Source organism: Candidatus Methylomirabilota bacterium, from assembly GCA_027293415.1.
Classification (GTDB): Bacteria; Methylomirabilota; Methylomirabilia; order Methylomirabilales; family CSP1-5; genus CSP1-5.
In genome coordinates this window covers 1-14,410 of sequence record JAPUFX010000166.1, presented here as the reverse complement: position 1 = coordinate 14,410, position 14,410 = coordinate 1, and the positions used below count along the sequence as shown (strand labels likewise).

Here is a 14,410-nt window from a genome sequence, read left to right as displayed (position 1 = left end):
AGAGCCGGTAAAGGTATAACCCGGCACCGTACCCCATACCCCCGGAGGGTGAAAATGCCCTTCGGGGGTTTCTCTTTCCATGTTACATTTGTAACATGGAGATTTGGAGCAAGCCGCTGTTACACGGTGCAACCTGGAGTTACAAGAGCGTAACACCGTTAAAAGAAAGGAGCGCGCTTGTAACCCCTTGCCGGGAAACCCCGGCACTTTTCCCTCTCAAGGCGGAGACACCGGTTCAAATCCGGTTGGGGCCACCATAAGTTTCAAGTAGTTAGCCTGAGTTCCCTACCGTCTGAGCCCCACTGCTGTCCATTTTGGTGTCTATCGAAGCCTCAGGACCCCTATTTTTGGGTGTGCAGGACGCGGCAAAACATGACATTTCGTGACCGAAAAACGCAACCAAACCGCAACCAACGTGACAGTCTCCTCACTTCCCATCTTCCCGTTTGAAGTGATCCACATCATGCGAATGGCTGCCCACCGTCATTGCTCTAACTTTCCCGCGTGATAGTTTTAATGACAGAAAAGGCAAATTGCCCTAGCGAAAAAAATGTGCTCTACACCGTAGAGCTCAAGCATCACGGGGCGAGTGGTGAGGGGGCGAGCAATATGTGGACCAACAAAGCAGTCTGGAAAAGTCGGTGGGCCAAGGTACTGCTGTTAACCTTTGTCCTGCTCCCGTTATACGGCATGCAGGCACAAGGTCTCGATGTACTACGCCCTTCAACATCACTGCTGGAAGGCAAGGAGCTGGTTCAAGCCCTGAAGGAGGGAGGGTACGTCATATACTTCCGCCATGCGAAAACCGACCGGGTGGTTGAGAAGTGGGACAAGCTTGTCCTAGAGGATTGCGCCACCCAACGGAATCTGTCCGAAGAAAGCCGTCAGCAGGCGCGCAGGATCGGTGCCAGCTTTGCCGCTCTCGGAATACCGGTGGCAAAAGTGCTAACAAGCCCCTGGTGCCGCTGCGTCGATACCGCGCGCCTTGCCTTTGGTGATTTTGAGACATCTCATGACCTGCGCTTTCCCGCAATGGAGGGGGTAGAAGAATTCCAACGCGTGAGGGATGCGCTGCGCGAGATGCTCAGCACGCCACCCCCAGGGGGCTACAATACGGTTCTGGTTTCCCACGGTACCACTCTCATGGACGCGGTGGGTATCAACCCCAAGCCTGAAGGCGTCGCGCTGATTTTCAAGCCGTACGGCGATGGCACGTGTTCCCACGTGGCGACGGTGCCGCCGAGCGAATGGGATAGACTCTTGGCGTTCAGGTAAGGCGCCAGGCGTGTTGGACACGGTTTGCGTAGGGCAGGAATGAAACGCCCGGCGCTTGAAGCTCATTGGTCAGGCGGAAACTGAGAGCCTCCAAAACGGGTTCAGGGAAGGGGTAATTTTACTCCGGCGTTTCGCGGCTGTTCCCTTCGGCATTCACGGCAATGAGTATGTCCCCTTCGCCGGTTCCACCGCCCTGGCAGTTGAACTGGGTCACGTGGTGCGCCCAAGAGGATTCGACCCGCTGACCTGCTAATTGCTAATCAGATGCCCGCCGCCCAGTCCCAATAAATCAAGTCCTTTCACGACCCTGCTACCAAGTTGCGACCGGCATAATCCCCACTCGAGCACGAGTTGAAGGCTGACAAAGTCTCTAGGTGCACTAGCGAGCACTGAAACCAGGGCCCTTGACACCCCCTGCCCGTGTCGGGGATACTTGCCCCCCCCCAGGAGAGGCAGACATGGACCCGGGGTAGCCAGAGTCCATAGCCCACTTCCGGCACAGTCGACGGCGCACCAACCATTCAGACGCCTTCTCGGGCACGGTACGAGCAGGAAGGGCGTTTTTATTTCCTGTCGGGAGATGGAAGGGAAGCGGGGGAGCTAAGATATGAGGAGAAAGCAAAGGCAGGACGTATGTCGGTGTACCTAAGTGCCATCCTGATCGGACTGTTACACGGTGTAGAACCGAGCCACGGGTGGCCGGTGGCTGTGGTCTACTCCCTTCAACGGGAACGGCGAGCGTGGTTTGGGCTTCTTACTTCGAGCATCCTTGCCTCTTTTCATCTCATTTCTTCCCTCGCGGTGGTGTTGGTTTTCCTTCTTGTTAACCGGGTGGTGGACCTCTCATCCCTGCCCATTGTTCGGTACAGCGTGGTCGCCTTGCTTCTCTACATGGCCTACCGGGCCTATACCGAACCTCACAAGCATACGCACGGGAATCACCATGACCATCACGGTCACTCGCATAGTCACGGGCATGAGCACGCCCATGTCCATCATCGGAAGACCCCGCAATCCCTCTGGGACATGGCGGTATTTGCTTTCATCCTGGGATTCATCCACGAGGAAGAGTTTGCTCTCCTTGCCCTCTGCCTGGGGGGAATCCATTGTGTTGCTCTCATGCTGACCTACGCCCTAGCCGTGAGTATTGCCATCATCGGAGTAACGCTCCTGGCTATTCAGGGTTACCACCTGTTGGAGGAGCGGTTGAGAGAGTACGAGGCATACATTCCCAAGGCGTTGACGGGTCTTTTCGTGCTCATGGCCGTTTTATATCTCTTCCGTGCCCTATGAAAGGGGTGCTCTTCAAGAAGCATGGGAAGGTCATCTGGAGCGCACCGTAGGAGCCTGGCCAGTGGTGTCCATCCTGGTGTCCATCGGGAGTCCTTGGTGTCCATTTTGGGGGCTATCGCCGGCATTCTCAGTATCCCTCATTGTTACAGCATGATGCCTGTAAACCCTCTCCATAGGCCAATCCGTAGCACTCCTTGACGTTCAGGCTCACTCAGTGCTAAGGTCGCCAGACGGTCTTTCAAGGCGGAAACGCGGGTTCGAATCCCGCTGGGGCCACCATTCGACGCGCGGCGAAAGCTTTCTGTCGAGAGCTTTCCCCGCTTGCTCATGGCAGGCCTTCTGCGGATGGAGAGTCGCTTCTCGCGCGTCGAATGGTGCCCTGAGCGAGCCACCGAGGACCCCCGAGCCTCCCGAGGACAGGAAGCGAGTCGAAGGGCTCCCTTCCCTTCGATCCTCCTCGGGGTGGTGAGCGGTTCGGCTGAGCTCACCGTCGAAGCCTTGTCGAACCACGGGTTTGAGCCTGAGGCTCAGCCGTTCGGCTGAGCGGCTCGACTGAGCTTGCCGAAGTCTCACGGCCGAAGCCTCAGGGTCGAAGACATGTCTGACACGATTCACGTCTATATCCTGCGTTGCGCGGACGGGAGCTACTATATCGGATTGACAGAGGACCTCGAAGGCCGAGAGAATGCGCACAACAACGGTCGAGGGTCCACATACACCTTTCTGCGAAGACCCGTGCGACTGGTCTACTCGGAGAGTTACGACTCACTTGAGAAAGCGGTTGGACGAGAGCGGCAGCTCAAGCGGTGGAGTCGCACCAAAAAGAAGGCTCTGATCGTTGGGGACGCTGCAACACTGAAGCAACTCAGCAAGCGGCGCTCATAGCCGGCGACAGTGATGACGACGCCTAGATTTAACTATCAAGATGTCTTGAGCACTGTAATTAATGCGGACATTCGGGAGTATGACAGGGGTCCGCTTATTTGTCTTGACGAGAGCCTAAACAATCAAACCATACAGGCCACTATAGAGACCCTTCTCACGCGAGGCCTTGCGGCAGACTCCTGCTATCTATGGAGTCAACCACGAATTCGGACCGATGGATCATTAGTCAGCGTGATGGGCGGACTACGAAGGCATGTTTCTATTCCCGGTCTCGATCTTGGCAGGCCTGCAAAATATCTCTCCTGGGACGATCGATTAGTCGTGTATCGTCTCCTTGCACACTTCACCACATACACCACGCTTGTTTTACTCACGGAGAACACGAAAACTGCTCAGTTCGGGCTTCGCCGATTACTGAGAATCTACGTCAAGCCCTACTTGTCGACGAATCATCTGGACAAGTTTTCTCTTACGGCTCTATTCAAGAAGTGGAGGACGAACTACCCTGACTATTGCCGCCGAGTAGCCGAGGTGTTTGAGGAAGGTGCATTTACATGCGGCTATTCTGAGGTCGAGCTGTGACAAAGAGTATAAGGCGGGGTTTCCTGTTACCGTGCCGGCTCCTTAAACTCGACTATTTCTAACGAAGTATTTTCTCGTCCTTTGCTTTGCCACTTGACAAGCCATCTTCCCCTTGCCCACCAATAGATAAACTTCTCCTTGTCTTCTCTGACAGTCTGCTCGATGCGCCAGGTGCGGACCTTTCCGATGGAAGTGTGTATAATCTCTTCACCTCTGACTACAGAGGAAATGTGAGCAGAGACTTCTTCGGGCGCCCTCTCTGTTTCTACCCTGAAAAGAACTTTCTGTTCCCACGTATCTCCCTTCCTCAGTGGCCATTGCAGCAATACCCATGGCGGGTTGTAAATTATTCTCTCTTTGAGCTGAGCTATTACCCCCCGCTTCGTTATGTTTGCAGATACGAGCGCTATGTGACCTGACGTTACTTCATACACCGTAGTCACCTCATTCAATTGGGGGCCAAATGCAGTTTCTTCTTCTTCTTCGTATGTTCGCACCAAGTGCTCGCTGCCCTTCTCGCTTATCCGAATTAGATAACTCGTGTGCGTGATCTTTGATGTACTCCCGTCCGGGTAAACCCTCGTCCCTTCATACATGGCGATAGTGGGCGCTTTCGGGAGAAAATCCCAGAGGCCCGGACCTGAAGTGACCTGGCGAGAGGACCCCTCACGGTGAACCACCACACATCCGTAGTTGGTAAGCGCCAAAACCAGTGAAACTAGAATGAAACGATGGAAGAGATTCCAAGAGCCTCTCAGCATTCCCTTGGCTCCCTTTATTCCTGCGATGGTCGCCTCAGATCAACAGACCCTGTTTGTGCTCCCTGGCCTCCCGCTGGAGCTTCCAGAAGACTTATCCAAGGGGTCCACGAGGTCAAGCAAAATCTTCAACCGGTTGACCCGAAGTCCCTGCATGGTCTCATGCAAATCTTGCACTCTCTATAACAATCGCCCTGTGACCTATCGGTACCAGTTTCTGCCAGATTAAATCACGATAACTCCTCACAAACAAAAGATTTCATTGATTGGACCTCGCGCTCCGATTCGTGCTGGCACTTTGAATGCACATTCGGGTCTATGAAGGATCATTGTGCCCGTGGGGTTGTGTCCTCCGGGCACCCTTCCTTACCCATGAAAAGAGGGTAGCGATGAAACGGGCGACGGCATTGTTGTGGATGGTAGCGACCTTATTCCTGGTTTGCGGTTGCTCGATAGCGCTGAGCGGAAATGACGACGTAGGAAAGAAGGATGTTGCAAAGGAGGACGTAGGAAAGCACGACACGGGAAAGAAAGACACGAGAAAGAAGGACGTAGAGAATAAGGATTTTGGGAACGAGCACATCGTTGTAGCCAGACAAAAGGTGAGTCTCGCTACCGAGGCGTTGTGGAAAACCGCCACCGCTGCCCGATATATTATAACCTACCTCGAAATACAATCGGGCAGTCCCGAAATATTGAGGTGGATGGGGGAGCTTGCCGTGGCCTATCCTCAGACTTTCCGTCTGGAATATGATGCTGGCGAAGCCGTGAAGCCGTTAACACAGAGCGAGCGGATTAAATATGGCTACCCTGAATTAATCAGGCAGGAACGCCAGGCCAATGAAAGGATGAATCGGCTACGGTCTATACTCCATACCTACGGCTACCCCTCCACCGAGTTTGGTATCCTGTGGGACCGTATGGAAAAACAAGCTTTGGAGGAAAAAACAGCATTGGACGATAAAGAACAATTCAAAAAGACTGTAATGATTAGGGACGGTCCACTAGATCCCGTTGCCACCTTCTCGACTGGTGGCTTTCTGGCAAAACAAGGTCAACTGCTTATCGTAGCGCATGATAATTTCCTGCGGGCCTATATCCATAAGAAAACAGGCAGACGGAGGTATTACGTTCACAACATAATTCGCTATCGAAGCTCGGACTGGAGTTTTTACAGTTTTGTCAATTATGAAGCTCCGGACGGTCCAAAGTTGAAACAGTTAATAGTTATTGATAGGGATGCACATTGTTCTGAAGAAAGAAATCTCGGGTGTACATTTGTCGAACACGTGGGGTTCGACGTAGATGAGGAAATGCTGAGGCTGATAGCGAAAGAATATCAGCCCGGCGCTAGGCTTGCCTGGAATTACAAACTTATTCCCAAAATTGGTGAAGAGTATAGAGATGGAATTTTGCACGCTGAAGTTGCGGGTTTTCTCGAAAGGGTGGACGACTATGCGTGGCGGTCGTTGACTATGCTTCAAAAGGGGAGCTGGACGATCCCGGAGCAGGAGTCACCTAGAGAAGAAACGGCAGAAGAAGACCTCGAGTACCTTTGCGAGCAGTATCAAATCTGCCCATACAAGCCAAAGGTGCATCCTGGTGGATGGTTATGGTGAAAAACAAGGGGTGACACCTTTTGATGATCCGCCTCCTCCTGTTATCACCAAGTGGGGGTCATCAGCAAATTGGGGTCAAGTCGCTCGGCAAATTGGTAATTGGGGTCAAGTCGCTCGTTGACGGAAGTTCCAAGACGCAGTTTCGTACTGCATGTCTCGCCTGTCCCGGCTTAAATTCCAGTCGCCGCCTGTCCCGGTGCACCGCGGACTCGCCTTCGGCTCGATTCTGCCCTATCCGGAGTTGATCCAATCGAGGGCATCGGTCGCATAGTCGCTCAGCGTGTGATCTTTGCTTGCGCCCATCAGCCTAATGCGTTATATGTGACACGAATTTGTAGGGCCTACATACATAGCTACGTCATTTTAGGCTGTAGGCAGTCCGAGGTCATCAAGACGCCCGCACTGAGGTGTCAGGGGGTCCGACATAGGGGCCTTGGTAATTGGCCTGTCAGGAGGCCCCTCATCCCTCAAGTTGCAATGGGTTAGAGGATTTTAGAGCTATCCAGAGGGTAGACAGAGGAGCGTGTCGGATTTCGTGATGACAAGACCTTGTTTTATTTCATGATGATACACCCTGGCCACACGCGGATGTTGGTCCGATTTACACCTGTGAAGGCAAGCCTTTGACATCATGGCACGTCTCCATACAACGACGAATCAACACAATTCCTTGGAAACACAAGGCTGGGAGGATGAAATCTCACGCTACAATTCGTGCTGGCACTGTAGATGCGGCAAGCCCCAACTTCTCTCTGACGCTCACGGGATCGTGACACCTGCTCAGGGAAGCGCATTTCCGCAGATATGGATTTGCTCACGTCACTTGGCAGGGTAGCGGAGTATCCCTTCGCAGAGAGTTTGTTTTCCTGTGAGACGGGCTTGCGACGGCCCTTGTATTTGAAGCCTAGCCCGCATTATTTACGAACGGATTGCCTTCGTGAATAATGCGCCTACAGGTGCGGCCTCGGCCGCACGTGTAGGTTTCGACAGGCCGCTCCCGCGGCCTGCTCAAGGCTAGCCCTGAGCGACGCCCCACAAACGCGGGGCGGAGTCGAAGCCCGGAGGGAGGATATTCACCTCTTCGTGAATAATCCGGGCTAGGAATCGGGATCTAAGCGACGAAAAGAAGTTTCCCTTCCGGGAAAGCAGGGAGAATAGATGAAGGACACGCTGAGGCAGCTGGTTCAAGCCTTTGACCGAATGGCGGAATCCTACCGGTTAATCGCGGACCGCGTCGGCCGGCGACTCGATGAGTTGGAGGATGTCCACGCCTCACTCAAAGACTACGTGCGACAGCTCGAGGAGAGATCCACTCAGCTCAGTGAGTCGAACACAGACCTCTGCGCCAGTGTGGCCGAACTTGAGGCCCAGGCCCAGGACCTGCGCCAAGAGAATGAGGGTCTGCAGGCCCTAGACCGCCAGAAGAGCGACTTCCTTACAACCCTCTCTCACCAGATTCGGACGCCGTTGACCGTCATCGAGGGCTCGCTGAGACTGCTCTTCCACGAGGAAGGGGTCGAGCCGGCCGCCCGGCATGAGTTCCTTACGATGGCCCACCAGCACGTGGACCGGCTCATACGACTTGTCGGCAACTTTTTGAGCCTTACCCGGATCGAGAGCGGCCAGATCGTGGGGGAACGGCGTGAGCTCGACCTATCGCTCCTCGTCAAAAGGACGGTCGATCGGCTGAGGCCCGTGGCCATAAATCGTCATCTTCGCATCGACCTGGAACAGCCGCCCAAGCGAGTCCTGGTCCAGGGTGACACCGAGATGCTCGAGAGCGTGCTGATCAATCTCGTGGATAACGCGGTGAAATTTTCGGGACAGGGGAAAGTAGTGCAAATCAAGGTAGAGGAGACTCCGACAGAGGCTCTGGTCCATGTCACCGACCAAGGGTGTGGGATCCCCTCCGAGGAGCTTGACCGAATCTTCGAGCGATTCTACCGGATGGAGCTGCCAGGTATCCCGAAGACCGCGGGGTCGGGGCTAGGTCTGTATGTCTCGAAGATCATCGTCGAGGCGCACGAGGGACGGATATGGGCGACGAGCGAAGTTGGCCGCGGGAGCATCTTTAGCTTTGCCCTTCCGCGAAGTACCTCGTTTTTACATTCGATGGCGTGATGTTCACTCGCAATCATGATCGGTTCCCACTCCGGATGCTGGTCCTTTGCGAAACCGGCATTTCCCCATGACTATGCCCTTGGCGTCACCCAGAATGTGTGCCGAAAGGGGCTGGTGCTCGAGCTCCAGCAGCTCTTCGACTGGGATGAACGCATTGCCAGGCCCCCCGCACCCCACCGGTCCCACCGTCCACCCTCAATTGTAGGCTCCACGAAGAGACGGAACCGGATGCCGTTTAGGATTGACAGCCGCGTGAGAGCTGGGTTTAATTGCTCACATTACGCATTCGGCTGCATGGGAGTCCTCCCTTCTGTTACGGGGGGCAGATAAGTCGATCGTTACTGACCGTGCCCCGCGGGGCAAAAGCATTTTCTGAAAGCCGCTGACCGTCAGGAAACCCTGGAGGACCCGTGAATGTACCCAGGCAGAACATGCGGAAGATTCTATTCACATGTGTGCTGCTTTCCTCTGGGGCCTGTTTACACTTGGGATCGCCGGTCAGCGGCAATCAGGATCTCCCCCTTAACAAAATCAGGCTTCCCGATGGATTTAAGATCAGCATCTACGCGAGCGATGTGCCGGGGGCGCGTTCGATGGCGTTGGGCCCGAACGGCACGCTCTTTGTCGGGACGCGCGTGGGGAAGGTCTACGCCATTGTCGACCGAAACCGGAACAATAGAGCTGACGAGGTCATCACCGTCGCCCGCGGTTTGCGTATGCCCAATGGCGTTGCGTTCCGGGGTGGCGCCCTCTACGTGGGTGAGGTCAGCCGTGTCCTGCGGTACGACAATATCGAGGCGCGCCTCAGTAACCCGCCTACGCCTGTGGTAGTCAACGATACCTTTCCTGGCGATCGGCATCATGGCTGGAAATTCATCCGTTTTGGGCCTGATGGACAACTCTATGTTCCGGTGGGGGCTCCCTGTAATGTGTGCGAGCGGAGCGACGGGCATTACGCTCTGATCATGCGCGTGAATCCCGACGGCACCGGACTGGAAGTCTTCGCCCGAGGCGTACGTAACACGGTGGGGTTCGACTGGCATCCCGAGACCAAGACGCTCTGGTTCACTGATAACGGGCGCGACTGGCTGGGCGATGATGTGCCGCCGGACGAGCTCAACCATGCGCCACGGAAGGGACTGCACTTTGGCTTCCCCTATTGTCACGGGGGGGACATTTCCGACCCGGAGTTCGGGGAGAAACATGCATGTGAGGAATTCGTCCCACCCGCGATGAAACTCGGCCCACACGTCGCTGCGATCGGGATGCGCTTTTATACGGGCACGATGTTTCCGGACAGGTATCGGAACCAGATCTTTATCGCTGAGCACGGCTCGTGGAACCGCAGCACGCCTGTTGGATACCGTGTCACGCTGGTGCGGCTTGAAGAAAATCGCGCAGTGACGTATGAAGTCTTCGCCGAGGGCTGGCTCCAAGGCAATGCAGCGTGGGGGCGCCCCGCGGATGTGCTGGTCATGCCCGACGGTGCGCTCTTGGTCTCGGATGATCGAGCGGGTGTGATCTACCGGATCGTTTACCCGAGGTAGTATGCGACTACCCAATTTTCATCCCTTGGCCGTATTGAAGACCAGGGGACTGAGGACCATTCAGAAAGCGCTGAGATGTGCTGTCTCTACTGCGGGGGTTCGGTCTGACGAACTTCGCTGGCTGCGGGATGGGGTGGAGCTTTTGAGGATATTCCGAACGTCGGTGGCTCGATAAGCAAGACCTCTCTGTCGCCCGGCGGATTCGATTCGATTCAGGATGCGGAGGATCGTGAGCCAGTTGGGATCATACCGCACGGTGAGGTGGTGGCTTTCCAAATCAGAGTGGACAGCGAGGACGCCATGTGATCCTTGCAGAATCTTCACCAGTCTCTCGAGTGCGTTGCTCGATCCCTCTTTGGCACGGTCCAGCCCCTTTACTCGTAGCGAGATCTCCAGATTCATGGCGGTGTCCTCCTTATCCGTTATCCGAAGAGGTCTTATGCAGATTTTGTTCCAGATACTTTATGGTGCCCCGGGGCCTGACATACTCTGTCTACGTGGGAGGGCTAAGCTTGCAATGTTGGGGCAGTACGGACAATGGCTCCGAGCAATTCGTAACCTGTCTGGGGGGTCCCTAGTGGGTCAGGAACCGTGCAGATCACCCGAAATCCAGTGGAGGAGGGTGGCATTGGCGCAACTTTTGCTAATTGTTTGACCGCACCCGATGGCTGACCGTAATTCTCGAAGGAGGGACGAAGATGTGGCAGCTCCGAATAGCCGTGTGCCTTAGTGGGATTGGTCTCCTCATGGCCGCGTGCGCAGGCACCGGGCAACCCGACCCGGAGGACGCGGTGCGGGCCGAGTTCCGACGCTCCCTCGCCGAGCGCCAGGTTACCCGGCGTCATCAGACCACTGAGTTGTGTCTCCGCCGGGGGGTGGTCCTCCCTGACAGCTACCAGCAGAAGGGGGGCGGCATGTTGGAGGAGTATGTATCCAGCCGAGCCCCCTGCGGAATCCCGGCAGAGGAGCGGGCAGAGCGGGCTGAAGCCGATTTTCGCGAGACCTGGGAAGTTGTGCTACGTAAACCGATCCCCCTCGGCTATGAGTGGTTGCTCGAGGTCAAGCGCCGGCTCGCCAGCTGGGTGGATGCGGGCGTGCTCAATCCTGAACAGGCCCGTACAACCCTGCGTGAGGCACAGTGGATACTGGTCGACCAGGGAGACGCCTCCCCGCAATCGAGGGCGGCATTCTTTGCCGAGTTCAACTCCGCACTAAATCGGGCCCTGGCCGAACAGGGGATTACCTGCCAGAAGAACGGCGAAAAGCTCCCGTGTTAGGAGCTTGCCTTTCTCCGTAGCAGGCCTGGACTGGTAAGGTGAAGACCCCCCCATGGGTTTTGGAACCTTGCCAGGGTGGTGGGGAAGCCCATGTTAACCGAGGGTTGAGACTTTGCGAGAATCCACCGTGACATTCCGCTAGGCCCATGCGGGAGAGTTTGCCAATAGCTCTATTTTCGTCCAGCCCTCCACGAGGACCTCTCGCCTAACCGCTCGATTTACTGCCTAATTCGGTCTGTTCGACCTGGCATGCCCGTTGCACCACTCAAAGCATATATTCTTGTGACCCCCCGGCTAATTGAGAAGCTTGAGCGGAGGCAACAGCTGTGAAAATCAATACGTTGGCATTCCGATTCGCTGTTCTCGCCACTTGCATTGCCCTTCCTGGCCTCGCCGTGGCGGGCTCTCCTACTGACTGGGTCCAGGGCACCATCCTCGAGGTCAAGAATACCCTGGTCATACAGGATTCGGGGACAGAGCTTACGCCTGAGCAGGCCCTTGAAATCTCTCGAGTCTTCGGGAACCGCTTTAGTTTCCAGGAGATGGCGCGACTGGCCTTGGGTCAGCACTGGCAGCAGCTCTCGGCACAGGAACGGACGGAATTCGTCCGGCTGTTCCGAGGTCTCATGGAGCGGTCCCATTTGTGGAGGCTGTCCACCCACGCGGGGGTGGAACAGCGCTATGTCGGGGAGCGCATCGAGGGGGACAGGGCCATCGTCCAGGCTCTGGTGAAAGCCGACGATGGTGATATCCCTGTAGACTACATTCTCGTCCCGCATAATGGCTCCTGGAAAATCAGTGACCTGAATATCGATGGTGTGAAGCTCTCCGCCACGTACCGGTCCGAGTTCAACAGGGTCATCAGTAAGAGCTCTTACAAAGAACTGGTCCGGAAGATGTCCGTCAAGCTGGAAGAAGTCACCATGGAGGCGAGGTCGCAAAGGTAGCCGTCTGCAAAGATCGTGAGTAAAGGGGCTTCCAAGCAATGGAAGCCCCTTTTAGTTTGTCCGCAGGCCGATCCCACGTAGAAATGGCGCAATGTTGAGCAGCCGGTTTCACCACAGGAGGGTCAGGAGCCGGGTGTAGGTGGAGCAAGAAGGGACCGCAGCCTGAGACGTAATCCCAATAGAAAGAAGAGCAGGCGGCCGAAGGTCCTCTCCGGGTCCGGGAGGAGCCCGATCTGCGTAAGGAGGGCGAGGCCGTCCAGATAGATCCGTTCCCCTAACGCCTTTCCATCCTTCATCGGAAAGACGATCACCCCTTTGATCTCCCCTTGTTCCCCGTACGAGGAATGCCTCGAAACGGGCCGGTATGCGTTCCCCGAAAGGTCATCTCGTAGATGAGTATATCTATTGATCAGGAGTAGTAAAATCAGCGGCTTGAAGCGATGCTCGGCTTTTGGTTGCGTCTGGGTTGCGGGTGGTTGCGTCACCGGAGGTGGCCTCTGCCAGCCGGTCAGATAGGTGTCGGTTCTCCTCGGGGATCACGTGAGAGTACACGTCGAGGGTGAGCTTCACTGAGGAATGCCCCAACTGGCGGCTGACGTAGAGAATGGCTCCCGGTGTGGGGGCGTTCTGTAAGATCCACGTGGCCCAAGAGTGCCGGAAGGCGTGGGTCATCACCCGGTCGTAGCGAGGGATCTTCTCTAGGTCGAGCACGTGGGCCAGGACTTTGAGTGCAGCCTGATACTTGACTGGCCTACCGTCTTTGGCTGTGGACCCCTTGTCTGGAAACACCCACGGGGAGAGGGATTGTCCATTCAGGGCTGCCTGTGCCTCTAACCTACTCCGTCGGTCAGCCAATAGCCGTACCAGCCGCTCTGCCATCTCCACCCGGCGTCCTTTATTGCCCTTGGGGAGGCCTATCCGCAGTTCTTGATTGCGCTCATATACAACACGCTTCAGGTAGATTGCTCGCTCCTCCTGGTCGAAGTCGTCCCATTGGAGGCCGAGAGCTTCCCCGACTCTGAACCCCGCCCAGGCCATCGTTGCAAACAGGTTATGCCAGTCGGGATATTCTTGCTGCGTCCGGGCGAGAATGCGGGTCACCTGCTCGCCGGTCCAGTATTTCACCCGCTTCTCTGTCTCCTCGTTCTGGCGTCGTGTGTGGCGTCCGAGCCTTGAGGCGGGATTGTGGTCCAGGTGCTCGTCCTCGACCGCCTGGTGCAAGATACCACTCAACGCAGCCAGAATGTTCCTGATGTAGTTGTGGCTTAACCCTTTGGTGTTCAGGTCGGCTACAAAATCCCTGAGCCGCGACCGCGTGATATCCCTCAAGCACACATTGCCGAGTGCAGGAAGCAGATACCGCGTGGTTATTCCCGAATAGAGTTCATGGCTCCGAACCTTGAGGCACGGCTTTACGTAGCCCTCCAACCACCGATTAGCTGCCTCCGCGAAGGTCAGGCCAGGCTTGTCCAAGATGCCCAGATCCCCCGCGCTCAGTCGGGCCTCGATCTGCCCCTTGAGTTCCATCGCAGCGGCTCGTTCCCCGACCTTCTTCGCCTTCCGCTGGCCCCGGTGGTTGATGAACAACCACCATGCCCCTTTGTACTTTCTGGCGATTACAGCCATCTATTTCACCCCCTTTCGTTTACGTTTCTTCTTCGTCAGGTAGTCCTTGACCAGTTCCCGGATGATGTCCGTAGCAGACCGGCCCTCGTTAATGGCGGCATGGCGGAGGGCCTTGTGGTCAGCTTTCGGGAGGTAGACGGGTAGTGAAACCATCGGTGCCTCCTGTTTCTTGGGTCTCCCTTTCATAAGTTAATGATATAATGGTATTTAACTATGTCAAGTGAGAAATGCCCTTGCGACACACTTTCTAGTTCTGTCCTTAGTCAGTCAGCAGGGCTAGGTCTCCACCTTCGTGGATGATTCTTTGGGAGAAGGGAGACTACTTTGGCTGCCTCTCTTTACGGTGCGCTCCAGATGACCTTCCCGGCCTTGTTAGCAAATATCAGAGCTGGCGTGTCGCCTGGCAACAACTCCAGCGCGACGCGTACCTTCTCATTCCTATCATAGAGGCCGAGACCCGGTATACCCTCTGCCGTTGTA

Annotated in this window: 15 protein-coding genes; 10 read left to right on the top strand and 5 right to left on the bottom strand. The window is 55.7% G+C overall.

What is annotated here, in order from left to right:
- Positions 1–516 precede the first annotated feature (516 nt).
- The 5 genes from O6929_11670 to O6929_11650 all read left to right on the top strand — a co-directional run bounded on the left by O6929_11670 (position 517) and on the right by O6929_11650 (position 4,035).
- On the top strand, positions 517–1,275 hold the full coding sequence (locus O6929_11670) for a histidine phosphatase family protein (GenBank protein ID MCZ6481045.1): 759 nt from the start codon (positions 517–519) through the stop codon (positions 1,273–1,275).
- 633 nt (positions 1,276–1,908) lie between these two features.
- A complete protein-coding gene (locus tag O6929_11665) occupies positions 1,909–2,568 on the top strand; it encodes a hypothetical protein (GenBank protein ID MCZ6481044.1) in 660 nt (219 codons plus the stop codon).
- A 327-nt stretch (positions 2,569–2,895) separates the two neighbouring features.
- A complete protein-coding gene (locus tag O6929_11660) occupies positions 2,896–3,111 on the top strand; it encodes a hypothetical protein (protein ID MCZ6481043.1) in 216 nt (71 codons plus the stop codon).
- A 54-nt stretch (positions 3,112–3,165) separates the two neighbouring features.
- Positions 3,166–3,453 (top strand): GIY-YIG nuclease family protein, encoded by a 288-nt coding sequence (locus O6929_11655; protein MCZ6481042.1) that lies wholly within the window; start codon positions 3,166–3,168, stop codon positions 3,451–3,453.
- A 234-nt stretch (positions 3,454–3,687) separates the two neighbouring features.
- Entirely contained in the window at positions 3,688–4,035 is a 348-nt protein-coding gene (locus O6929_11650; protein ID MCZ6481041.1) for a hypothetical protein, read from the top strand.
- 26 nt (positions 4,036–4,061) lie between these two features.
- Here O6929_11650 and O6929_11645 read toward each other — a convergent pair whose 3' ends face one another.
- Positions 4,062–4,631, bottom strand: coding sequence for a hypothetical protein (locus O6929_11645; protein MCZ6481040.1), 570 nt, complete (start codon positions 4,629–4,631; stop codon positions 4,062–4,064).
- Positions 4,632–5,182: 551 nt separating this feature from the next.
- On the opposite strand from O6929_11645, the gene O6929_11640 reads away from it, so the two are divergent.
- From O6929_11640 to O6929_11630, 3 genes are all read left to right on the top strand, one after another.
- On the top strand, positions 5,183–6,412 hold the full coding sequence (locus tag O6929_11640; GenBank protein MCZ6481039.1) for a hypothetical protein: 1,230 nt from the start codon (positions 5,183–5,185) through the stop codon (positions 6,410–6,412).
- A 1,158-nt stretch (positions 6,413–7,570) separates the two neighbouring features.
- Entirely contained in the window at positions 7,571–8,533 is a 963-nt protein-coding gene (locus tag O6929_11635) for an ATP-binding protein (GenBank protein ID MCZ6481038.1), read from the top strand.
- A gap of 431 nt (positions 8,534–8,964) precedes the next feature.
- Positions 8,965–10,080: a sorbosone dehydrogenase family protein gene (locus O6929_11630; protein MCZ6481037.1), complete on the top strand. Its 1,116-nt coding sequence runs from the start codon at positions 8,965–8,967 to the stop codon at positions 10,078–10,080.
- Positions 10,081–10,140: 60 nt separating this feature from the next.
- Here O6929_11630 and O6929_11625 read toward each other — a convergent pair whose 3' ends face one another.
- Positions 10,141–10,482, bottom strand: a complete 342-nt coding sequence (locus tag O6929_11625) for a heavy-metal-associated domain-containing protein (GenBank protein MCZ6481036.1) — start codon at positions 10,480–10,482, stop codon at positions 10,141–10,143.
- Between the two features lie 296 nt (positions 10,483–10,778).
- On the opposite strand from O6929_11625, the gene O6929_11620 reads away from it, so the two are divergent.
- Complete coding sequence (locus O6929_11620) at positions 10,779–11,357, top strand: hypothetical protein (GenBank protein MCZ6481035.1); 579 nt, start codon at positions 10,779–10,781, stop codon at positions 11,355–11,357.
- Positions 11,358–11,683: 326 nt separating this feature from the next.
- Positions 11,684–12,304 carry an ABC transporter substrate-binding protein gene (locus tag O6929_11615; GenBank protein MCZ6481034.1) on the top strand — a complete coding sequence of 207 codons (621 nt, stop codon included), beginning with the start codon at positions 11,684–11,686 and terminating at the stop codon, positions 12,302–12,304.
- Between the two features lie 122 nt (positions 12,305–12,426).
- Here the strand turns inward: O6929_11615 and O6929_11610 are convergent, their stop codons facing one another.
- The 3 genes from O6929_11610 to O6929_11600 form a co-directional block, all read right to left on the bottom strand.
- The gene (locus tag O6929_11610; protein ID MCZ6481033.1) at positions 12,427–12,615 is read right to left on the bottom strand and encodes a hypothetical protein; all 189 of its coding nucleotides are present in this window, start codon (positions 12,613–12,615) and stop codon (positions 12,427–12,429) included.
- A 91-nt stretch (positions 12,616–12,706) separates the two neighbouring features.
- Positions 12,707–13,930, bottom strand: coding sequence for a site-specific integrase (locus O6929_11605; GenBank protein ID MCZ6481032.1), 1,224 nt, complete (start codon positions 13,928–13,930; stop codon positions 12,707–12,709).
- On the bottom strand, positions 13,931–14,083 hold the full coding sequence (locus O6929_11600; protein ID MCZ6481031.1) for a ribbon-helix-helix protein, CopG family: 153 nt from the start codon (positions 14,081–14,083) through the stop codon (positions 13,931–13,933).
- Between the last annotated feature and the right edge of the window lie 327 nt (positions 14,084–14,410).